Annotated in this window: 20 protein-coding genes; 8 read left to right on the top strand and 12 right to left on the bottom strand. The window is 72.7% G+C overall.

The window, feature by feature from the left end:
• Nucleotides 1-198: 198 nt before the first annotated feature.
• Complete coding sequence (locus tag OOK38_RS02500; protein ID WP_266763724.1) at nt 199-837, top strand: TMEM175 family protein; 639 nt, start codon at nt 199-201, stop codon at nt 835-837.
• Here the strand turns inward: OOK38_RS02500 and OOK38_RS02495 are convergent.
• Nucleotides 777-2,294, bottom strand: a complete 1,518-nt coding sequence (locus OOK38_RS02495; protein WP_266763725.1) for an MFS transporter — start codon at nt 2,292-2,294, stop codon at nt 777-779. The genes OOK38_RS02500 and OOK38_RS02495 overlap by 61 nt on opposite strands.
• A gap of 121 nt (nt 2,295-2,415) precedes the next feature.
• On the opposite strand from OOK38_RS02495, the gene OOK38_RS02490 reads away from it, so the two are divergent.
• Nucleotides 2,416-2,817, top strand: coding sequence for a helix-turn-helix domain-containing protein (locus tag OOK38_RS02490; protein ID WP_266763726.1), 402 nt, complete (start codon nt 2,416-2,418; stop codon nt 2,815-2,817).
• A gap of 34 nt (nt 2,818-2,851) precedes the next feature.
• Here OOK38_RS02490 and OOK38_RS02485 read toward each other — a convergent pair whose 3' ends face one another.
• The 4 genes from OOK38_RS02485 to OOK38_RS02470 all read right to left on the bottom strand — a co-directional run bounded on the left by OOK38_RS02485 (nt 2,852) and on the right by OOK38_RS02470 (nt 6,250).
• The gene (locus OOK38_RS02485; RefSeq protein WP_266763727.1) at nt 2,852-3,274 is read right to left on the bottom strand and encodes a thioesterase family protein; all 423 of its coding nucleotides are present in this window, start codon (nt 3,272-3,274) and stop codon (nt 2,852-2,854) included.
• A gap of 315 nt (nt 3,275-3,589) precedes the next feature.
• Nucleotides 3,590-4,225: a hypothetical protein gene (locus tag OOK38_RS02480; protein ID WP_266763728.1), complete on the bottom strand. Its 636-nt coding sequence runs from the start codon at nt 4,223-4,225 to the stop codon at nt 3,590-3,592.
• Between the two features lie 54 nt (nt 4,226-4,279).
• A complete protein-coding gene (locus OOK38_RS02475; protein WP_266763729.1) occupies nt 4,280-4,930 on the bottom strand; it encodes a histidine phosphatase family protein in 651 nt (216 codons plus the stop codon).
• A 111-nt stretch (nt 4,931-5,041) separates the two neighbouring features.
• Nucleotides 5,042-6,250 carry a pyridoxal phosphate-dependent aminotransferase gene (locus OOK38_RS02470; RefSeq protein ID WP_266763730.1) on the bottom strand — a complete coding sequence of 403 codons (1,209 nt, stop codon included), beginning with the start codon at nt 6,248-6,250 and terminating at the stop codon, nt 5,042-5,044.
• Between the two features lie 84 nt (nt 6,251-6,334).
• On the opposite strand from OOK38_RS02470, the gene OOK38_RS02465 reads away from it, so the two are divergent.
• Complete coding sequence (locus tag OOK38_RS02465; protein WP_266763731.1) at nt 6,335-6,973, top strand: helix-turn-helix domain-containing protein; 639 nt, start codon at nt 6,335-6,337, stop codon at nt 6,971-6,973.
• Nucleotides 6,974-7,045: 72 nt separating this feature from the next.
• Here the strand turns inward: OOK38_RS02465 and OOK38_RS02460 are convergent, their stop codons facing one another.
• The 3 genes from OOK38_RS02460 to OOK38_RS02450 are packed head-to-tail and all read right to left on the bottom strand — an operon-like array spanning nt 7,046 to nt 10,719.
• On the bottom strand, nt 7,046-7,888 hold the full coding sequence (locus OOK38_RS02460) for a hypothetical protein (protein WP_266763732.1): 843 nt from the start codon (nt 7,886-7,888) through the stop codon (nt 7,046-7,048).
• Nucleotides 7,888-9,150 (bottom strand): VWA domain-containing protein, encoded by a 1,263-nt coding sequence (locus OOK38_RS02455; RefSeq protein ID WP_266763733.1) that lies wholly within the window; start codon nt 9,148-9,150, stop codon nt 7,888-7,890. Before OOK38_RS02455 ends, OOK38_RS02460 begins: the two co-directional genes overlap by 1 nt.
• Before the next feature lie 54 nt (nt 9,151-9,204).
• Nucleotides 9,205-10,719 carry an IucA/IucC family protein gene (locus OOK38_RS02450; protein WP_266763734.1) on the bottom strand — a complete coding sequence of 505 codons (1,515 nt, stop codon included), beginning with the start codon at nt 10,717-10,719 and terminating at the stop codon, nt 9,205-9,207.
• Between the two features lie 110 nt (nt 10,720-10,829).
• On the opposite strand from OOK38_RS02450, the gene OOK38_RS02445 reads away from it, so the two are divergent.
• Genes OOK38_RS02445 through OOK38_RS02435 form a run of 3 tightly spaced genes read left to right on the top strand, consistent with a single transcriptional unit; the run spans nt 10,830 to nt 13,590 of the window.
• Nucleotides 10,830-12,341, top strand: a complete 1,512-nt coding sequence (locus OOK38_RS02445) for an IucA/IucC family siderophore biosynthesis protein (protein WP_266849308.1) — start codon at nt 10,830-10,832, stop codon at nt 12,339-12,341.
• A 41-nt stretch (nt 12,342-12,382) separates the two neighbouring features.
• Nucleotides 12,383-13,297, top strand: a complete 915-nt coding sequence (locus OOK38_RS02440) for a HipA family kinase (protein ID WP_266763735.1) — start codon at nt 12,383-12,385, stop codon at nt 13,295-13,297.
• The gene (locus OOK38_RS02435; protein ID WP_266763736.1) at nt 13,294-13,590 is read left to right on the top strand and encodes a SelT/SelW/SelH family protein; all 297 of its coding nucleotides are present in this window, start codon (nt 13,294-13,296) and stop codon (nt 13,588-13,590) included. Before OOK38_RS02440 ends, OOK38_RS02435 begins: the two co-directional genes overlap by 4 nt.
• Before the next feature lie 7 nt (nt 13,591-13,597).
• Here the strand turns inward: OOK38_RS02435 and aceB are convergent, their stop codons facing one another.
• Together aceB and OOK38_RS02425 are read right to left on the bottom strand one after the other, a co-directional pair.
• Complete coding sequence (gene aceB / locus OOK38_RS02430) at nt 13,598-15,232, bottom strand: malate synthase A (protein WP_266763737.1); 1,635 nt, start codon at nt 15,230-15,232, stop codon at nt 13,598-13,600.
• A 246-nt stretch (nt 15,233-15,478) separates the two neighbouring features.
• Nucleotides 15,479-16,078, bottom strand: coding sequence for an NTP transferase domain-containing protein (locus OOK38_RS02425; protein ID WP_266763738.1), 600 nt, complete (start codon nt 16,076-16,078; stop codon nt 15,479-15,481).
• Between the two features lie 236 nt (nt 16,079-16,314).
• Between OOK38_RS02425 and OOK38_RS02420 the strand changes: the two genes are divergently transcribed.
• The gene (locus OOK38_RS02420; protein WP_266763739.1) at nt 16,315-16,611 is read left to right on the top strand and encodes a DUF5955 family protein; all 297 of its coding nucleotides are present in this window, start codon (nt 16,315-16,317) and stop codon (nt 16,609-16,611) included.
• Nucleotides 16,612-16,731: 120 nt separating this feature from the next.
• Here the strand turns inward: OOK38_RS02420 and OOK38_RS02415 are convergent, their stop codons facing one another.
• On the bottom strand, nt 16,732-17,364 hold the full coding sequence (locus OOK38_RS02415; protein WP_266763740.1) for a response regulator transcription factor: 633 nt from the start codon (nt 17,362-17,364) through the stop codon (nt 16,732-16,734).
• Nucleotides 17,361-18,611 (bottom strand): sensor histidine kinase, encoded by a 1,251-nt coding sequence (locus OOK38_RS02410; RefSeq protein ID WP_266763741.1) that lies wholly within the window; start codon nt 18,609-18,611, stop codon nt 17,361-17,363. Before OOK38_RS02410 ends, OOK38_RS02415 begins: the two co-directional genes overlap by 4 nt.
• A 222-nt stretch (nt 18,612-18,833) precedes the next feature.
• Between OOK38_RS02410 and OOK38_RS02405 the strand changes: the two genes are divergently transcribed.
• A complete protein-coding gene (locus tag OOK38_RS02405; protein ID WP_266763742.1) occupies nt 18,834-19,871 on the top strand; it encodes an ABC transporter permease in 1,038 nt (345 codons plus the stop codon).
• Nucleotides 19,872-19,892 lie beyond the last annotated feature (21 nt).

The raw sequence follows: 19,892 nt of genomic DNA, 5'->3' as shown, positions 1-19,892 counted from the left end.
ATGCTGCCGCGTACTGTTAGGAAAGTTTCCTACCAGAGATTGAAGACGGCGTATACCCGCCGGGCGAGGGCGAGTTGACGCATCGGGGCCGACTGTCGAGCCGCGCCGGGTTACGGTCTGAGCGCATGAACGGCACGTACGGCACGGAAGCCGCACGGCAACCACGTGCGGACGCGGTCACAACGGGGAGAGTCGGTCATGAACGAGTCGGGCCGTGTGGAGGCCTTCAGCGACGGCGTGTTCGCCATCGCCATCACCCTGCTGATCCTGGAGATCAAGGTCCCCGAGGTCGGTGAGCACGGCGGTCTGTGGCACGCGCTGGGAGAGCAGTGGCCCTCCTACGCCGCCTACGTCGTCAGCTTTCTGGTGATCGGCATCATGTGGATCAACCACCACCAGGTCTTCAGCTATGTCGCCCGGGTCGACCGCACGCTGATGTTCCTGAACCTGCTTCTGCTGATGGTGGTGGCCGCCATTCCCTGGCCGACGGCGATGGTCGCGGAGTACCTGCGCGAAGGCGGGCCGTCCCATGTCGCCGCCGCCGTCTACAGCTTGGTCATGGTCGCCATGGCCCTCGCGTTCCAGGCCGTGTGGTGGCACCTCACCCGCACCGGGCGCCTGCTCGACAGCCGTGTCGACCTGGAGGGCGCCCGGCGCACCCGGGTCCGCTTCGCCCTCGGCTCCCTCGCCTACCCGGCGGCGGTCGCCCTGTCCTTCGTCTCGGCGCCGCTGACCCTGGCCGCGCACGGGCTCCTCGCGATCTACTACGGCTTCAATCAGGTGCCGGTGCCCGTCCGTACGCCCGACGACGCCGGGTCGGCGGAAGAGGGCGCGTGAGGAGGTTCTTCCTCCGCCGAGGCGGTCGAGGAGTTCCGCCCGGGGCGCAGGAGGGCGGCCGCCAGCGTCAGGGCCGTCGCCGCGATGACCGTGGCCACCGTGAAGGCCAGCCGGTAGCCGTCCGCCGTCGCCGCGACGACGTGCTCACCCGCGCCGGTCAGGCGCTCGGTGCGGCTCGCCGCCAGCGTCGTCAGCACGGCGAGACCCAGTGAACCGCCCACCACCTGCGTGGTGTTGAAGAGCCCGGAGGCCAGACCCGCGTCCTCCTGACGCGCGCCGGACATGGCGAGCCCCGTCACCGCGGGCATCGCGGCCGCGAATCCCGCGGAGAGCAGGAGCAGCGGGGGCAGCACGTCGGTGGCGTACGAGCCGTCGACCGGGGCCCGGCTGAGCAGGGCCATGCCCGCGGTGATGAGGGCGAGTCCGGCGAGCAGGACCCGGTACGGGCCGAAGCGGGCGATCGTGCGCGCCGACAGGCTCAGCATCAGCACACCGATGGCGATCGGGGCGGGCAGGAACGCCGTACCCGTGAGCAACTCGCCGCAGCCGAGGACGCGTTGGAGGTAGAGCGCGCCGATGTACTGGAAGCCGTACATCCCGGCGATCATCAGGATCTGCACACCGTTGGCGCTCGTCAGGGTCCGGGAGCGCAGCAGCCGCAGCCGCAGCAGGGGGCGGGCGGCCCGTGCCTGACGCACGGTGAATCCGGCGAAGAGGGCGACCGCGAGCACGCCGAGCGCGAGGGTGCCGCCGAGGCCCCGCTCTCCGGAGCCGACGATCGTGTACACCGTCAGCATCAGCGCACCCGTGACCAGGACCGCGCCGGGATAGTCGGCACCCCTGCCGAGGCCGGCTCCCGTGTCCGGGGCGAGGATGCGCAGCGCCGCGACCCAGGCCAGCACACCGATCGGCAGGTTGATCAGGAAGATCCAGTGCCAGTGGAGGGCCTGCGTCAGAGCGCCCCCGAGGAAGGTGCCGAGCGCCCCGCCCGCGGCGCCGACCGCGCTGAACACCGCGATGGCGCGGCCCTGTTCGCGGGGCTCGGGGAACAGGGCCACGAGCATGCCGAGGACGACGGCCGAGGTCATCGCCCCGCCGACGCCCTGGAGAGCGCGGGCCGCGACCAGCATGCCCTGCCCGTCGGCGACCCCGCACAGCACGGACGCTGCGGTGAACACGGCGAGTCCGGCCGTGAACATCCGCCGGCGGCCCACCAGATCGCCGAGCCTGCCCGCGAGCAGCAGCAGTCCGCCGAACGGGATCAGATAGGCGTTGACGATCCAGGCGAGCCCGGGAGCGGAGAAGCCGAGATCCTTCTGGATGGCGGGCATGGCGACGGTGACGATGTTCCCGTCCAGGATCGTCATCAGTGTGCCCGCGCACAGGACGACGAGCGAGGCCCACCGGGAGTACGTTCGTGGTGTCGACGAGCTCGCCGGCTCGGTCCGGGACAGCATGACCGGTGACCTCCGTGTCCTCCATGGACCGTCTCGATTCCATGGCGTTCTTCCTTGGTGCACGACTTGTAACGGGGTACATCGTCAGTGACCATGGAGACCGGCATAAGGAGGCACTTCGATGTCCCAGGGGAACACCGGTGTTACCTCGCAGGCAGTGCTCGCGCAGGCGTGCCCGGTCCGCGAGGTTCTTGACAGGGTCGCCGGAAAATGGAGCGTGCTGATCATCGTGGCCGCCGCGCACGGCCCGATCCGCTTCACCGAACTGGAGCGCAGCATCGAGGGAATCAGCCGGCGCATGCTGACCCTCACCCTGCGCAATCTCGAGCGCGACGGTCTCGTCACCCGCACCGTCCATCCCACGGTGCCGCCGAAGGTCGAGTACCAACTCACTCCGGTGGCGCGAGAGTTGCACGTGACGCTGCTCTCCCTGACCGACTGGGCGGAGCGGCACCGCGTGACGATCGCCGAGTCCCGCGCGGCCTACGACGAGGCGCACCGGCCGGAGTTGCTCGACGCGTAGGCCGTGCGAGGCGTGGCGCGGCGCTCCGGGGAGGTCAGAGCCCCAGCGGGCCCGGGTCGGTGGCCAGTGACGTGAAGGTGTCCCGCGGGCCGGACACCAGCCTGCGCTCCGTGAGGTCCATCAGCCCGCCGACCGCCGTGATCTCGGCGGCCACGGTGCCGTCCGTCTTCCTGATGGTCTGCTCGATACGGAAGCTCTTGCCCTCGCCCCAGAGGAAGACGCAGGTCACCTCGACCTCGTCGCCGGCCCGCAGCTCGCGCCGGTAGCGGATGGTCGTCTCCAGCGCGACCGGGCCCACACCCCGGGCCGCCAGGACCGCCTGGCTGATCCCGGCCGCCTGGAGCACCGACCAGCGGGCGTGCTCGGCGTACTGGAGATACACGCTCTGGTTGAGATGTCCCTGCACATCGGTCTCGTACCCGCGAACGGTCACGGGGACGGAAAACACCTCTGCCACGACTTTCCTTTCGACTGCGACTGCGACTGCGACTGCGACTGCGACGGCGACGGCGACTGCGACGGCGACAACGATGCGACCACGACGGCGACGACTTCAGCCGCTGCGACGAGGCAGCTGCCTCGGCTGCTGCGGCGGCCGCCACGACACTAACCGCATCAGGGGCTCCGGAGGCTTTCGGCCACGGGGCCGCGACGGTTCCCACACACACGGGCGGGGCTCGTCCGACTCCCTTGTTCCGCACACCCTTCGGAGCCCGCGCCTCGGCGCGTCGCGGGTGCCCGGCGCTCCCGGACCGGCCCGTGCCCGCGCACCTCACGCCCGCCGGGGCGAGGCGAGAACGTACCGGGCGCCCGTGCGCGGCTCCGTGTGCTCGCCGGCCTGCCAGCCCGCCTTCTCCAGGGTGACCGCGCAGGCCCGCAGCGCCTCGGGGTCCGGCTCGCGTACGGCGACGGCCTCCGGCTGCGGTGTCGGACGCACCCGGTAACCGCCGCCCACCGCTCCGGCGGGCTGGTGTCCCGCGGCCTCCAGCGCGAGGGCGGCGGCCTGCACCAGATGCGCGCGCTCCCAGGCGCACGGACGGTCGGTGGCGCCGTCCGGAGTGGTCATCCGGCGCAGCTCCAGGAGCCCCTGCCAGGCGCTGTGCACCTCCCGGAGCCGCGCGGGGCCCGTCTCGGCCCCCGCCTCGCCGCCGGTCCGCGCCGCGAACACCCCGGACGCCGCGGGAGCGGACGGCTCGGCGGCGCCGGCGGGCTCGGGCGTCCCGGACGACTCACGGAGCCGATGCCCGGCGGGTGTCAGGAAATGGTCGCGCGGGGGCCGCGGATGACGGAAGGCGAGCCCCCGCTTCACCAGTGCGGCGAGCTGGGCCTCGGTGCCCTTGAGCCGCCCCGTCACGGGGTCGGCGGCGTCGATGACGCGCCGCTGTGCGGCGCTCGGCGGTCGTGTCACGGCGCGCTCCCTCCACCACAGGGTGGTGCCACGGCACTCGTCCCCGGCCGCGGGTCAGTGCTCCTTCGGCTCCTCGTCCGCCGGGGCGAGCGGTTCATGGGAACAGTACGCGTCGGGTCTGACATTCCATCCGGCCACCACATGCCGCCGGTGCTCGGTGCTCAGCCGGCTCATCGTCCCGGTGCCGAGCTGGAAGAGGGCGCCGGACTGGGCGGTCAGTCCGAGCCGCCGAGCGGTCAGCACCCGCAGGAAGTGACCGTGCGAGACGACGACCACGCTGCCCTCCGACTCGGAGAGGGCCGCGTCGATCTTGGCCAGCATCCGCTCGGCGCGCTCCCCGACCTCGTCCGGGCTCTCCCCGGGGTGCTCGGGCGGCCCGGCCGTGACACCGTCCGTGAACAGGAACCAGTCGGGCCGCTCCCGGTGGATCTCGACGGTCGTGATGCCCTCGTACCCGCCGTAGTCCCACTCGGAGAGGTCGGCGTCGACGCGGGCGCCGCCGACCCCGGCCAGTCGGGCCGTCTCCCGCGCCCGGCGCATCGGGCTGACGAACGCCGCCGCGATGTGGTGCCGGGCGATCAGCGGACCGAGCCGGCGCGCCTGCTCGCGGCCGTTGTCGGTCAGCGGGACATCCGTCGACCCGGTGTGCCGCCCGGACATCGACCATTCGGTCTCACCGTGCCGTACGAGGAGCAGGTCACCCATCGCCGCGCCCTTCCGTCCCTGCGTCAGCTGCTGTCCCTCGTACGGTGACACCGGCCGCCCGGGACCGCAGCACCTGCTCCTCCGGTCGGCCCACCGGCGTCCCCCGGCTCCCTACTGCCGGTACCCGCTCAGGAACCGCCCGATCCGGCTGATCGCCGCGTCCAGGTCGTCGGCGTGCGGGAGGGTGAGGATGCGGAAGTGATCGGGGCGCGGCCAGTTGAAGCCGGTGCCCTGGACGACCTGGATCTTCTCGCGCAGCAGCAGGTCGAGGACGAACTTCTCGTCGTCGTGGATCGGGTGCACCGCGGGGTCGATGCGCGGGAACGCGTACAGCGCGCCCTTGGGTTTCACGCACGAGACGCCGGGGATCTCGTTGAGCTTCTCCCAGGCGCGGTCGCGCTGCTCGCGGAGCCGGCCGCCGGGCCCGGTCAGCTCGTGGATCGACTGGCGGCCGCCGAGCGCCGCCTGGATGGCGTACTGCGCCGGAGCGTTGGCGCACAGCCGCATGGAGGCCAGCATCGTCAGCCCCTCCAGATAGCTGCGGGCGTGCTGCTTGGGCCCGGTGACGACCAGCCAGCCGGACCGGAAGCCGGCGACGCGATAGGTCTTCGACAGCCCGCAGAAGGTGAGCACCACCAGGTCGGGGGCGAGGGCGGCGGCCGAGTGGTGCACCTCGTCGTCGTACAGGATCTGGTCGTAGATCTCGTCGGCGAACACCATCAGCCCGTGCCGGCGGGCGAGATCGAGGATGCCCTCGACGATCTCCTTCGGATAGACCGCGCCCGTCGGGTTGTTGGGGTTGATGATGACGACCGCGCGGGTCCGGTCGGTGATCTTGGCCGCCATGTCCTCCAGGTCCGGGTACCACTCGGACTGCTCGTCGCACAGGTAGTGCACCGCCTTGCCGCCGGCGAGCGTGGTGACGGCCGTCCAGAGCGGGAAGTCCGGGGCGGGGATGAGGACTTCGTCACCGTCCTCGACCAGGGCCTGTACGGCCATGGAGACCAGCTCCGAGACGCCGTTGCCGAGGAAGACGTCGTCCACGCCGACCTCCAGGCCCCGGTCCTGGTAGCGCTGGGCGACGGCCCGCCGGGCGGACAGGACGCCTCGGGAGTCGGTGTAGCCGTGCGCCCGGGGCAGCATCCGGATCATGTCCTGGAGGATCTCCTCCGGCGCCTCGAACCCGAAGAGGGCGGGGTTGCCGGTGTTGAGGCGCAGCACGCTGTGGCCCGCCGCCTCCAGTGCGTCGGCGTGCTCGATCACCGGGCCGCGGATCTCGTAACAGACCTCGCTGAGCTTGCTCGACTGCCGGAACTCCATGCGCTGCGCCCTCCGGTTGTGGTGTTGCTTGGTTTTACCAAGTACGAGCTTGGAAAGTCCAACAAGATAGCTAGACTGCGTCGCATGTCACCGCGCCGAAGCTACGACCAGTACTGTTCCGCCGCCCGCGCCCTCGACGCGGTCGGGGACCGGTGGACCCTCCTGATCGTCCGCGAACTGCTCGGCGGACCGCGCCGCTACACCGATCTGCACGCCGATCTGCCGGGCGTCAGCACCGACGTCCTCGCCTCCCGGCTCAAGGACATGGAGCGCGACGGTCTGGCCACCCGGCGGCGCCTGCCGCCTCCCGGCGCGGCCTATGTCTACGAACTCACCTCCCGAGGACGGGAGTTGCTGCCCGTGCTCCAGGCGCTCGGAGAGTGGGGCGCGCCCGCGCTGGGCGAGCGGCGGCCCACCGACGCCGTACGGGCGCACTGGTTCGCGCTGCCGCTGCTGCGGGGGCTGGACGCCGCCGGGGTGGGGGAGGGACTGGTCGAAGTCCACCTGGACGAGGGCCGGTTCCATGTATGGCCGGGCGCGGAGGAAGGGCCGCTCCACGGGGACGGGACCGCCCCGCGGGAGCCCGACGTCCGCCTGACAATGGACACGCCGACGTGCGAGGCCATGAGCCGGGGGACGTTGACGCTGCTCGACGCGCTGCGCGAGCGGAGCGTCGACGTGGCGGGCGACGGACCCCTGGCCAAGGCCCTGCGCGAGGTCTGACACCGGGCGGGACGGCAGAAGCCCGCCGTACTCCCGGACGGGGAGCGCGGCGGGCTTCTGCGGCCGTACGGGTCAGGCGCCCGGCGGAACCCGGGAAGGCCGTCCGGTGCCCCGCGTCAGCGCGTATCCGCCGATGCCCGCGAGGGCCGCGAGGACGCCGCCGACCGCGGTCCACACCCAGCGGTCGGACCACCAGCCGGAGGTCCAGCCGTCGTCGGGTTCGAGCGAGGACAGCGCCGCCGTCGCGGAGTCGGACTCCTCGTCGGACTTCTCGGCCGTCGTGGCGATGCCCGGCACCAGCGGCTCGGCGAGCGAGCCGTCGACCGCCGCCGAACCGCCGATGTCCTTGGAATCCACCTGGACTTCCGTGCTCACCGGCAGACCCAGGTCGGCCGCCCCGAGACCGGTGGCGGTCAGCCGGATGTAATAGGTGCCCGGCAGCGGGTCGTTGGCCCAGGTCTCCGACCAGGCGCGGACCGTGCGCAGGGTGCAGGACAGCTCCACGGAGGCCGCGTCCGTCGCCGCCGTCCGGGTCTGCGACCCGAACTGGCAGGCCTGACGGCGCCGCAGCCCGTCGTACACGTCGATCTGCCAGGTCTCGGCGGAGGCGCGCCTGGACGCCTCGGGCAGCTTCACCGTCGCCTTCACGGTGGGCCGCTGCCCGGCGTCCGCGGGGAACGACCAGTACAGGTAGTCGCCCGCGGACCCGCTGGCGGTGGCCCGCAGGCCCTGCTCGATCTCGGTCGCCGTACGGAACGACGTACCGGCCTCGGTGGGCGCGGCGTCGTCGTCCGACGGACTCGCGGACGGCGAGGAGTCGGCGACGGCCGGGGAAGCGGCCGCTCCGAGCAGCGCGGGCGCCGCGGCGACCCCCGCGAGAAGCGCGGCGGTGCTCAGCACACGTCGGATACGCATCAGTTGGTCCTCCAGACCGAGAACCGCCAACGGGAGATCCAGCCCCACAGCACACCCGCGAGGAAGCCGGTGAGCACCAGGGCGCCGAGCAGCCACCAGCCGCGTCCGAGGCCGAAGGAGGCCACGTCACTCGCCTGGTCGGGGCCGTCGACCACGTCGACGGTCAGTTCCAGCGGCAGTCCGGGCGTGGTCTTCACGCCCGCCGCGGCCGAGAAGGAGTTGGACACCTGGAGGCATACGACCTCGGCGGCCCCGTACTCGTCGTCGTTCTCGGCCTTCGGGTAGCGCAGACCGGTCGAGACGACGTCGGTGCGGCCGTTCCCGGCCGCCTCGCCGCGCACGATCTCCCGGCCGCGCGTGGTGACGGCACGCAGCATCACCCCGTAGTCGGGACGGACCTGACGGTCCGCCGCGATGCTCACCGAGGCGCGCAGTTCCTTGCCCGGCTCGAGCTCCACGCGGTACCAGCGGTGCTGCGCGAACTCCTCGCGGTCGGTGTAGATGCCCGACTTGACGGCGGGCGCCCCGGTGCACGAGTCGGCACCCTTCACGGCCACCGGCTTCACCACCGGATCGGCGGCGCGGTCCACCAACTGGTTGACGCGGTCGCTGAGCTGCTCCTTGTGCTCAATCGAGGTGTACGTGCCCCCGGTGGCCTCGGCGATGCAGCTCAGCTGCTTGCTCACCTTGACATTGGGGACCAGCCCCAGGGTGTCGATGGTCAGGTCGATGCCCTTGGCCGCGATCTCGCGGGCCACCTGGCACGGGTCGAGCGGCTGGCAGGTGTCCTCGCCGTCGCTGATGAGCACGATGCGACGGGTGCCCTCACCGCCTTCGAGGTCGTCGGCCGCCTTGAGCAGGGCGGGGCCTATCGGGGTCCAGCCGGTCGGACTGAGGGTCGCGACGGCGGTCTTGGCCTCGGTGCGGTCCAGGGTCCCCACCGGGTACAGCTGGGCCGTGTCCTTGCAGCCCTTCTTGCGGTCGTCCCCCGGGTAGTTGGCGCCGAGGGTGCGGATGCCGAGCTGCACCTCCTGCGGGGTCGCGTCGAGCACTTCGTTGAACGCCTGCTTCGCCGCGGACATCCGCGACTCGCCGTCGATGTCCCGGGCACGCATCGAACCGCTGACGTCCAGCAGGAGTTCGACCTTGGGAGCGACAGCCGTGGTTTCGTCGGCGACCGCTCCGGCCGGGAAGGCGATCCCGGCGGCCAGGGCGGCGAGCAGGGCGCAGACGCCCGCCGCCAGCCGTTGTCTTGTGATCATCGGCGGATCCTATTGATCAAAGGTGCCGCGCGTAAAAACGAGAGGTGTCCCGCCTCATGACGAGCCGGGTCCCGCGAGCGGCTGCGGGAGCCGTGTCCACAGGTCACCGGGGGTCTCGGGGGACAGCCGCATCAAGGTCAGGGCTTTGGTGGGGAGCGGCTCGCCGAGGAGTGCGGGAAGGTCCTCGGTGCGCGGGAGATCCGGCGCGACCGTCTCAAGGGCCTCGCGCAGCGCGGCCGTCGAGCCCGCCGTCGCGCCCAGCGCGCCGCCGACGAGGGAGCCGAAGAGCTTGCGGCGCAGGGCGGTCTCGTCGTCCGTGACGATACGTCCGGACAGCCGTGGGACCGCGATGTTGTGGCGCGCCAGCCGGGCGGGGCTCACCCGGATGTCGGCCAGGTCGCGGTAGACGAGCCGGACGGGGGAGCCCGCGCGGTCCAGGACCACGAGCAGGTTCTGCCCGTGCGCCTCCAGAGCCACCCCGAGTTCCAGCATCCGCAGCCCCGCGGTGAGGACGAGGTGGGTGAACTCGGCCAGCCAGGAAGCCTTTTCGGGCAGCAGGGTCAGCGGAAGGGCGGCCACCGGCACACACCTCTCGTCCGCGCCCGCGTAGCCGTCCGGGGACTCCCGCACCACCGCCGCGAGATCGGGGAAGCCGGCGGTGGCCGCGCCGAGGGTACGGGTGATGTGCAGCGGAACGTCCAGGCCCGCCGTCATCCCCTCCATGAACGCCGAGACCGTTTCCGCCGTTTCCACCGAGTACACCGAGATGTCCCGCACCGACGAGGTCAGCCGGGCGCTCAGCGCGGTCTTCACATGCGGCCCGTCCGGCACCGCGAGGGTCCTCAGGGACATCAACGGGTGGGCGGCGAAGCCCTCCTGGACGGGGGCGTCCAGCACATGGGCGGTCTGCCAGGGATGCACCGGGATCAGCACGCGCTCCCCGTCCCGCAGCCACTTCGGCCACTCTCCCGTGACGAGACAGCCGTCCACCGCCACCAGGCCCAACTCCACCGACGGCCGGTGCTCCGGCCCGTAAGCGAGCTGTTCGGCCACCGAGAACCCGGGCCGCGCACGGCAGTTGGGGTGATACGGATGCCCGTCCACGATCCGCTGCTCCCACATCCAGCTCGCCTCGGTCGCTTCGGGGGTGTCGCAGGACGCCGCCCGGTCCGCCCGCGACAGGGCCATGGAGGCGACGCTGTGCGCGAGTTCGGCCGCGAAGGCGGGGCCGTGCGGTACGCCGAGGGCGTCGACGAGCAGCTCCGGACGGTCGTACGTCCGCCCGGCGAGCCGCACTTCGGTCACGTACGCGGAGGTGGCGTACGGGTCGGCGCGCGGTCCGTGCAGCCGGCGGCCGTCCGTCAGACGGAGCGTGAGGCCGTCACCGGCCGTGTCACGGCGGGCGATCCACGGCAGCGGCTCGTACGCCAGCGCGCGCCACAGCCGGGTCAGTACGGCCGCCCGGGCGCCGGGCAGCGCCTCCGCGTACGGCGCCGACAGTTCGGGGCGTACGGCGCTCAGTTCCTCGGCGAACGCGGCCTCGGTGTCGGGCGTGGAGGGACGGTGCACAGGCGGGCTCCTTGGGTACGGGACTGCGTCGGGTCCGTCCGCCGCGGCAGACATACTGATCACCAGCGCACCGTATGAATCGAATGGACCGGATGGATCGCGTGGACTTCATGCCGACCGTGTTCCCCCACGTCAACGGGGGTGACATGGACGAGGCCGCCGACGCGTACGCCGCCGCGCCGTTGCTCAATTGTCTCCTTCGCGAACTGGCGGAGCCCACACCGGATCCGGGCGTCCACCGGCTCCGCGCCGGTGGCCGGATGCTGAGGGTGCGGGGGACGCGGCGGCCCGTCGAGCCCGAGGTGTACACCGAGGGGGCCTGGCACCGGCTCACCCACCGGGAACTGGTCGCACTCGCGGCCGAGGCACTGCGCCGGTCCACCGGAGCGGCCAACTCCGAGCTGCCCGCCGAGATGACCGACAGCCGGGACGTGGTCGCGGCCCTCCTCCGCGCCCGTGCCCGCACGTCGCCGCCCGAGGACCCGTACCTGCGCTCCGAACAGTCCCTGATCATGGGGCACCCGTACCACCCGGCGCCCAAGGCCCGCGGCGGCGGCCCGGTCACCGGCTGGCTGCCGTACGCCCCCGAGGCCTGCGCCCGGTTCCCGCTGGAGCTGCTCGCGGTGCGCGAGGACGCGGTCGTCGAGGAGGGCGACACGACGCCGCTCGACGCGCTGGGCCAGGCCCCGCCGGGCTACCGGCTGCTGCCCGCCCACCCCTGGCAGCTCGACCTGACCGGCGCACTCCCGGCGATCCGGGACGCCTTCGCGGACGGCCGGCTCGTACGCGTCGGACGCACCGCCCGCCCGCTGTGGCCGACGGCCGCCATCCGCACGCTCTACGCCCCCGAGGACGACCTGTTCGTCAAGTTCAGCCTCGATGTGCGGATCACCAACGACATCCGCCGGCTGTGGAAGCACGACCTGCTGAAGATGCGCGCCACCGACGCCGCGACCGCCGCCGCCTTCGCCGCCCCGCGGGGCTCCGCGGCCTGGCTGAGCGACCGCGGCTACCGCACGGCCGACTTCGCCTTCGAGGAACTCGCCGTCCTGGTCCGCGACGGGCTGCGCGACCACCTCGTCCCCGGCGCCGGCCCGCTGCTCGCCGCCGCCCTCGTCGAGGGCTTCGACGGCAACCCGCTGGACAGGCTGACCGAGCCCTCGGTCTGGTGGGCCGCGTACCTCCGCCAGGTGGTGCCCCCGGTGCTGGAGGCGTTCGCACGCCATGGAGTCGTCGTCGAGGCCCACCTGCAGAACACCCTGGTCGCCGTGGACGCCGCCGGCATGCCCGTCCAGGCCCTGTTCCGGGACGCGGAGGGAGTGAAACTGCTGCCGGGCGTGACCCGCGAGGCAGGCTGGGAACGGCTGGTCTACTGCCTGATCGTCAACCACCTCGCCGAGCTGGCCGCCCTCCTCGCCGAGCGGTTCCCGGGCGCGGACCCCTGGCCCGCCGTACGACGGGAACTCCGACGCCACGGCACCGACCTCGGGCTCCCCGAGCTCGCCGACCTGCTCGCCTCGCCCACTCTTCCCGGCAAGACCAATCTGCTGCTCCGCTGGACGGGCGCCGACGGCGCGGACGCGCGGTACGTGCCGCTGCCGAACCCGCTCGCCCGCACCTGACGCCCGGGGGCGGAGCGATCAGCTGCTTTACAGTGTCAGGTGTGCTCCGCGACGTGACCGCTGTTCGATACGTGACCCCGCTGACGGCGGGCGGCTCCGTGCCCGGAGTCGTCGAGGCCGACGACCTGGGGACCTACGTCGTGAAGTTCACGGGTGCCGCCCAGGGCCACAAGGCGCTGGTCGCCGAGATCATCGTCGGTGAGCTGGCCCGCGCCCTCGGGCTGCGGTTCCCCGAGCTGGTCCTCGTCCACTTCGATCCTGCCGTCGGCGGGCACGAGCCCCACCAGGAGGTCCAGGACCTGCTGCGGGCCAGTGCCGGGCTCAACCTCGGCATGGACTATCTGCCGGGCGCGAAGGACTTCACGCCGGATATCGCGCGGACCTTCCCCGTGGACCCGCTGGAGGCGGGCAAGGTGATCTGGCTGGACGCCCTGACGGTCAATGTGGACCGCACGGTGCACAGCTCGAACCTGATGGTCTGGCCCACCTTCGGCATCGCGCCGCCGCGGCTCTGGCTGATCGACCACGGCGCCGCCCTCGTCTTCCACCACCGCTGGGACGCGTCGTCGCCGGAGAAGGCGTACGACTTCCGGCGCCACGCGCTCGGCGGCCACCACCCGGACACCCGCGCGGCCGACGCCGAGCTCGCGCCCCGGGTGACCGAGGAGCTGCTGCGCGCGGTCCTGGCCGAGGTGCCCGACGCCTGGCTGACCGACGAGCCCGGCTTCACGAGCCCCGACGCGGTCCGCGAGGCCTACGTCGGCTATCTCCTCGCCCGCGTCCGGTCCTCCACCGCCTGGCTGCCCACGGACTTCCCGAGCCGTGAGCAGCTCGCCGCGGAGGACGCCGATCGCGCGGAGCGGACCCAGCGGGGGCGGCCCGACTGGCTCAAACGGGTCCCGGACCTGCACGGCAAACCGGCGGCGGAACAGGATTGGTCGGTGCATCTCGGATGACAGACGTCCAGCGGGTCCAGATCGAGTACTGCACCCAGTGCCGCTGGCTGCCCCGCGCGGCCTGGCTGGCGCAGGAACTGCTCACCACCTTCGAGGCGGAGCTCGACGAGCTGTCCCTCAAGCCCGGCACGGGCGGCGTCTTCGTCGTCCGCGTCAACGACGAGGTGGTCTGGGACCGCCGCGAGCAGGGTTTCCCCGAGCCCACGGCGGTCAAGCGCCTCGTACGCGACCGAGTGGCCCCGGAGAGGTCCCTGGGCCACTCGGACAGACCCGCGGACGGAGCGGCGCACTGAGGCCGGGTCAGCCGGCCAGCTGCTCGTAGGCGGGCAGCGTCAGGAAGTCCGCGTAGTCCTCGTCCAGCGCGACCTTCAGGAGCAGGTCGTGCGCCTGCTGCCAGCGGCCGGCCGCGAAGGCCTCCTCGCCGATCCCGGCACGGATGTCCGCGAGTTCCCGCGCGGCGACCTCGCGCGCCAGCTCGGGGGTGGCGGCCACGGTCCTTCCGTCGTGCTCGAAGACGACACCGGCGTTGATCCACTGCCAGATCTGCGAGCGCGAGATCTCGGCGGTGGCGGCGTCCTCCATGAGGTTGAAGATGGCGACCGCGCCGAGGCCGCGCAGCCAGGCCTCGATGTAACGGATGCCGACCTGCACGGCGTTGACCAGACCGTCGTACGTCGGCCGGGCGTCCAGCGAGTCGATGGCGATGAGGTCACCGGCCGCGACCGACACGTCCTCGCGCAGCCGGTCCTTCTGGTTGGGCCGGTCGCCGAGAACGGCGTCGAAGGAGGCCATCGCGATCGGGACGAGGTCGGGGTGGGCCACCCACGAGCCGTCGAAGCCGTCGCCGGCCTCACGGTCCTTGTCGGCCTTGACCTTCTCGAAGGCGACCTTGTTGACCTCTTCGTCGCGCCGCGAGGGGATGAACGCGGCCATGCCGCCGATCGCGTGCGCGCCGCGCTTGTGGCAGGTGCGGACGAGGAGTTCGGTGTACGCGCGCATGAACGGGGCCGTCATCGTCACCGCGTTGCGGTCCGGCAGGACGAACTTGGTGCCGCCGTCACGGAAGTTCTTGACGATGGAGAAGAGATAGTCCCAGCGGCCCGCGTTCAACCCGGCTGCGTGGTCGCGGAGTTCGTAGAGGATCTCGTCCATCTCGTATGCGGCGGTGATCGTCTCGATCAGGACGGTCGCGCGGACCGTGCCCTGCGGAATGCCGACGTAGTCCTGCGCGAAGACGAACACGTCGTTCCACAGGCGGGCTTCGAGGTGCGACTCCGTCTTCGGCAGGTAGAAGTACGGGCCCTTGCCGAGGTCGATCAGCCGCTGCGCGTTGTGGAAGAAGTACAGGCCGAAGTCGACCAGCGCGCCGGGCACGGGCGTGCCGTCGGCGGCGACGAGGTGGCGCTCGTTCAGGTGCCAGCCGCGCGGCCGCATCACGACCGTCGCGAGCTCGTCGCCCGGCTTCAGCGCGTACGACTTGCCGGACTTCGGGTCGGTGAAGTCGATGCTGCGGGTGTAGGCGTCGATCAGGTTGAGCTGACCGAGGACCACGTTCTCCCAGGTGGGCGCCGAGGCGTCCTCGAAGTCCGCGAGCCACACCCGGGCACCGGAGTTGAGGGCGTTGATCGTCATCTTGCGGTCGGTGGGGCCGGTGATCTCGACCCGCCGGTCGTTCAGCGCGGCCGGAGCGGGGGCCACCTTCCAGGAGTCGTCCGCGCGGATCGCGGCGGTCTCCGGGAGGAAGTCGAGCGTGGAGGTGCGGGCGATCTCGGCGCGGCGCTCCGCGCGGCGGGCGAGGAGCTCGTCACGCCGGGGCGTGAACAGCCGGTGCAGCTCGGCCACGAAGGCGAGGGCCGCGTCGGTGAGGACCTCTTCCTGCCGGGGCAGGGGCTCGGCGTCGACGATGGCCAGCGGGGACGGCGCTGGTGCGGACATGAGCTGTCACTTCCTTCAGCGAGCTACGTGCGGGCGAGCAACATACGGGCCATGCGAGCGAACCATGGGCGGCGTCACCGCGCCTGGCACCCGGTGCCATGGGGCGCGGGGATGGCGCCGGGCGCCCTCGACACGGCGGGGCGCTTCTGAACAGTGGATACTAGTTTCCTCATGGTGGAAGTTCAATGGTTTGTTGATGTCGAGATTCTCCGGGTCGACAGAAGGTGGCGCTCGGTGCCACCCCGTTCACTCAAGGTGGATCAGGTCGGCCTCCGTGTCGATGTCGTACGCCCGCGCCACATCCCCGCACTCGACGAGGGTGACCGCGTCCTGGTGGGCCTTCAGGTAGGCGCGCGCGCCCCGGTCGCCGGTGGCGGTCGCCGCGATCCCGGCCCAGTGGCCGGCCCCGAAGAGCACCGGATGGCCGCGTTCACCGTCGTACGCCGCCGCGGCGAGCGACAGCGGAGAGGTGTACGCGGCGAGCACGCGGGCCACCGCCTCCCGGCCGATCCCCGGCTGGTCGACCAGCGACACCAGCGCGGCCCGCGCCCCCGAGTCCGCCAGCGAGTCCAGCCCCGCCCGCAGCGAGGAGCCCATGCCCTCCTCCCACTGCGGGTTGTCCACGAGGACGCACCCGGCCAGCGACGCCTGATCCCGTACGGCATCGGCCCGGGCGCCGAGGACGACATGGACGCGGGTGCAGCCGCCGGCGCGCAGCACGCCGACCGCGTGTTCGACGAGGGGTCGCCCCCGGTGCGGCAGGAGTGCCTTGGGGCGGCCCCCGAGGCGCCGGCCGCCGCCGGCCGCCAGCAGCAGCCCGGCCACCTCGTCCGTGTTCTCCGTCATGTCCCCTGCATACCCGACCGGGCCGGAGCGCGCCTCGGAACCCGGGCCGTCACCCCGATGTCGCCGGGCTGAATTTCGGTCCGGGCGGTGGCGCCCGGCGCATCAGGTGGCGTTTACTGGCCCGCGACCCCCGGCGCCCGACCACCGCCATGGGGAGCTGGGGCCGACACGAGAAGGACCGACGCACAACGGCGTGCCAGGGGAGAGCTGTGTTGCGGAGCTTGGGGCAGAGGCCAGTGACCGGCAGCGACGAGGACCCGAGGGTGGCGGAACTACGGACCGCCGTCTCCCGGCTGCGCCGTGAACTCGCCGCGCATCCGGCCGAGTTCCCCGACCGCGGCATCGCCGAGGACGAACTCGCGGCGCTCGCCGCGATGGCCGCCGCGGGCGAGCCCGAGATCCCCCGGCTGCGCCGCTCCCTCCTCCTGGTCGCGGGCGCGATCGGCTCGGTCAGCGCCCTGGCGACGCGTCTCGCGGACGTGCGCGCCGCGGTGGAACTCTTCGGAGAACCCCCGCACCGAAGCCGCCGGTGACCCAGGGCGAGCGCCGTCCCTGACCGGCGGGGGTCCTCTCGGGCCCGCGCAGGCACCGGCGGGCGCTCAGCTCCGGCCTGTCCGGGCCCCTTCCCTGCCTGGTCCCAGGGCGGACACGCCCTAGCCCCGCCTGCGGATGACACCCCGGTCGGTGGCCGCCGCCACCGCGGACGTGCGGGAGTCCACGCCCAACTTCGCGTAGATGTGGACCAGATGGGACTTCACGGTCGCTTGGCTCAGGAACAGCTTCTTGCTGATCTGCTGGTTCGAGAGACCGTCCTTGACCAGTTCGAGGACTTCCAGTTCGCGACGGCTGAGAGCGGCGGCGGGGGTGCGCATGCGGTCCATGAGGCGGTCGGCGACCGTCGGGGCCAGCGCCGAGTGACCCGACGCGGCGGTGCGCACGGCGGCGGAGAGCTCCTCGGGCGGGGCGTCCTTGAGGAGGTAGCCCGAGGCGCCCGCCTCGACCGCGGCGAGGATGTCCGCGTCGGTGTCGTACGTGGTGAGGACGAGGACACGGGGCGCGCCGGCACGTGCCGTGATGGCCGCCGTGGCCTCCGCTCCGTGCATCCCGGGGCCGAACTGGAGGTCCATGAGGACGACGTCGACATCGCCCGCCCCGGCGCGCTCCACCGCGGCCTCCGCCGTCGGCGCCTCCGCGACGATCTCGAAGTCCGGCTCGCCGGACAGCACGGCACGCAGCCCCGCGCGGACGACGGGATGGTCGTCCGCGAGCAGCAGACGGACGGTCATGGCCGGCTCCCCACGGCGTCCGGCAGCCGGAGCCGGCCGAGGCCCGCGGACCCCGTCCCCGCCGGCACCCCGGCGACGGGCAGCGGCAGCGTGACCGCCACCGCCGTGCCCTGTCCGGGCACCGACTCGACGGTGAACGTCCCGCCCAGCGACTCCGCCCGCGAGCGCATCGCGGGGAGACCGAAGCCCCCGTCCGCACGGTCCCCGTCCGGCCGTACGTCACCGGGAGTGAAGCCGGCACCGTCGTCGACCACGTCCAGGGCGACCGAGGTGTCCATGAAGCTGAGCGTGATCTCCACGCGGTCGGCGTGCGCGTGGCGCAGCGTGTTGCCGAGCGCCGACTGGGCGATCCGCAGCAGGGCCACCTCGTACGGGGTCGGAAGCCCGGCCGGCGGACCGCTCACCGAGAAGCGGACCTTCGGGGTGTCCACGGCGGCCGACCGGCACAGCCGCTCCAGGGCGCCGGCCAGCGAGCCGTGCTCCAGATCGGGAGGGGTGAGGGCGTGGACGAAACGGCGGGCCTCGGCGAGGTTGTCCTGCGCGGTCGAGCGGGCCTGCTCCAGGTGCGGGGCCGCCGGGGAGCCCGCGGGCAACAGACGCTGGGCGGCCCGCAGCAGGAGCTGGATGCTGGACAGGCCCTGGGCGAGCGTGTCGTGGATCTCGTGGGCGAGCCGCTCCCGCTCGGCGAGCGTGCCCGCCGTGCGCTCGGCCTCGGCCAGCTCGGCGCGGGTGGCGACGAGTTCCTCGATGAGTTCGCGGCGGCGCTCGCTCTCCCGGTAGAGCGCCTCGTACCCGAGGACGGTGGCGACCGCGACCGCCGCCCCGAGGAGCGGGCCGATGAACGCGCCGGGCGTCAGGGGCGCGCCGTGCGCCACGAAGCTCGCGATGGCGGCCCCGGCGGTCAGGGCGACGGCGGGCAGGCTCCAGCGCACCGGCAGCAGGTGCAGCTGCAGGAAGTAGAGCGGGAACGCCACCCACAGCCCGTCCGGCGAGAGCGTGACCAGCACCAGCCAGCTCGCGCTCAGGGCGGCCACCCACAGCGCGGCCGTACGCCGTGAGCGGTGCACCGCCGGACCGACGGCGCCCGCCGCGAGCACCGCGCCGGTCACGAGGACCGACAGGACCACCGCTCGCGGATGCCCGCTGTCCCCCGCACGGACGGCGGCCAGCACCAGAAGCCCCGCGAGCAGGGCGTACAGGCACCGGCGCAGGACGGCGACGACGGGGGAGAGGCGGGGGACATTCATGGTCGTTCCAGGGTAGGCGGGTCCGGGCGGGACCCGGTCAACCGAAAGGTTGAAAGCGGACTGCCCCCTTCGTCCCCGCGGCCTCCCTCCCCCGTCCGTGAGCGACCGTTCCTCCGATGCCGGCCGGTCCGCCTCCCAGTGACGGGGACACCCCCTTTCGACGCGGGTGAACCATGCCGCGGCGCGATGCCCCGGGCCCGGTCCGGACCGCAGGGTGGAGCCATGTTCGTCGCATGGAGAGACCTACGGTTCGCCAAGGGGCGGTTCACCCTCATGGGGGCCGTGGTCGTACTGATCACCCTGCTCGTGGGGCTGCTGTCCGGGCTGACCGCCGGGCTCGCCGAGGAGAACACCTCGGCGGTCACCGGGTTGCCCGCCGACCACCTCGCCTTCGCCGCGCCGCCCGCGGGGCAGTCGGTGTCGTTCACCGGCTCGACGGTTCCCGCCCACGCGTGGCGGATCTGGGCCGACAGGCCGGGCGTCACCTCGGCCGAGCCGATCGGCATCCGCACCCTGAACGCGGGCGCCGGGAACCGTACGGCCGCGGTGTCCTCCTTCGCCGTACGGCCGCACTCCGGGATCGCCCCGGCCGGGGTCGCCCCCGGCCGGGTCGTGCTCTCGGAGAAGGCCGCCGCCGAGCTCGGGGTCGCGGCGGGGGACCGGGTGCGGCTCGGCGGCACCGAGCGGACGGTCGCGGCCGTCGAGGGCCGTGCCGCGTACAGCCACACCCCCGTGGTGTGGACCGACCTCTCCGGTCCGGCGACCGTGGTGGCCCTGCGGACCGACGGCGCCGACCTGGCGGCGGCCGACCGCGCCGCGGGCACGAGGACCCTCACCAGGGACGACGCCCTCACCGCGATCGGCTCCTACCGGGCCGAGAACGGCTCGCTCCAGCTCATGCGCGGCTTCCTCTTCGCCATCTCGGCGCTCGTCATAGGAGCGTTCTTCACGGTCTGGACGATCCAGCGGTCGCCCGACATCGCCGTCCTGAAGGCGCTGGGCGCCTCCACGCCGTACCTGCTGCGGGACGCGCTCGGCCAGGTGGTGCTGATGCTCACCGGAGGCACGCTGCTCGGCACCGGGCTCGCCGCCGGAGCCGGAGCGCTGGTGCGGGGCGGCGACGTGCCGTTCGCGCTGGACGGGCCGACCGTGCTCGGACCCGCCGCCGTGATCACCGTCCTCGGGGCGCTCGGCGCGGGCCTGTCCGTCCGGCGGATCACCGCCGTCGACCCGCTGACCGCGCTGGGAAGCGCCCGATGACAGCGCGGTGACCGCGCGCGA

Origin of the sequence: Streptomyces sp. NBC_00568, assembly GCF_026341855.1 — a bacterium.
Classification (GTDB): domain Bacteria; phylum Actinomycetota; class Actinomycetes; order Streptomycetales; family Streptomycetaceae; genus Streptomyces.
The sequence above is the reverse complement of the archived record's forward strand: the minus strand, read 5'-3'. Positions and strand labels throughout refer to the sequence as shown.

Coding starts and splice junctions, on each gene's coding strand:
- OOK38_RS02415 (WP_266763740.1), bottom strand. CDS start 17,364: ATGACCGTCCGTCTGCTGCTCGCGGACGACCATCCCGTCGTCCGCGCG.
- OOK38_RS02470 (WP_266763730.1), bottom strand. CDS start 6,250: ATGGAGTTCCGGCAGTCGAGCAAGCTCAGCGAGGTCTGTTACGAGATC.
- OOK38_RS02410 (WP_266763741.1), bottom strand. CDS start 18,611: ATGAATGTCCCCCGCCTCTCCCCCGTCGTCGCCGTCCTGCGCCGGTGC.
- aceB (WP_266763737.1), bottom strand. CDS start 15,232: ATGTCCGCACCAGCGCCGTCCCCGCTGGCCATCGTCGACGCCGAGCCC.
- OOK38_RS02435 (WP_266763736.1), top strand. CDS start 13,294: ATGACAGACGTCCAGCGGGTCCAGATCGAGTACTGCACCCAGTGCCGC.
- OOK38_RS02405 (WP_266763742.1), top strand. CDS start 18,834: ATGTTCGTCGCATGGAGAGACCTACGGTTCGCCAAGGGGCGGTTCACC.
- OOK38_RS02460 (WP_266763732.1), bottom strand. CDS start 7,888: ATGCGTATCCGACGTGTGCTGAGCACCGCCGCGCTTCTCGCGGGGGTC.
- OOK38_RS02495 (WP_266763725.1), bottom strand. CDS start 2,294: ATGCTGTCCCGGACCGAGCCGGCGAGCTCGTCGACACCACGAACGTAC.
- OOK38_RS02445 (WP_266849308.1), top strand. CDS start 10,830: ATGCCGACCGTGTTCCCCCACGTCAACGGGGGTGACATGGACGAGGCC.
- OOK38_RS02500 (WP_266763724.1), top strand. CDS start 199: ATGAACGAGTCGGGCCGTGTGGAGGCCTTCAGCGACGGCGTGTTCGCC.
- OOK38_RS02490 (WP_266763726.1), top strand. CDS start 2,416: ATGTCCCAGGGGAACACCGGTGTTACCTCGCAGGCAGTGCTCGCGCAG.
- OOK38_RS02425 (WP_266763738.1), bottom strand. CDS start 16,078: ATGACGGAGAACACGGACGAGGTGGCCGGGCTGCTGCTGGCGGCCGGC.
- OOK38_RS02475 (WP_266763729.1), bottom strand. CDS start 4,930: ATGGGTGACCTGCTCCTCGTACGGCACGGTGAGACCGAATGGTCGATG.
- OOK38_RS02455 (WP_266763733.1), bottom strand. CDS start 9,150: ATGATCACAAGACAACGGCTGGCGGCGGGCGTCTGCGCCCTGCTCGCC.
- OOK38_RS02465 (WP_266763731.1), top strand. CDS start 6,335: ATGTCACCGCGCCGAAGCTACGACCAGTACTGTTCCGCCGCCCGCGCC.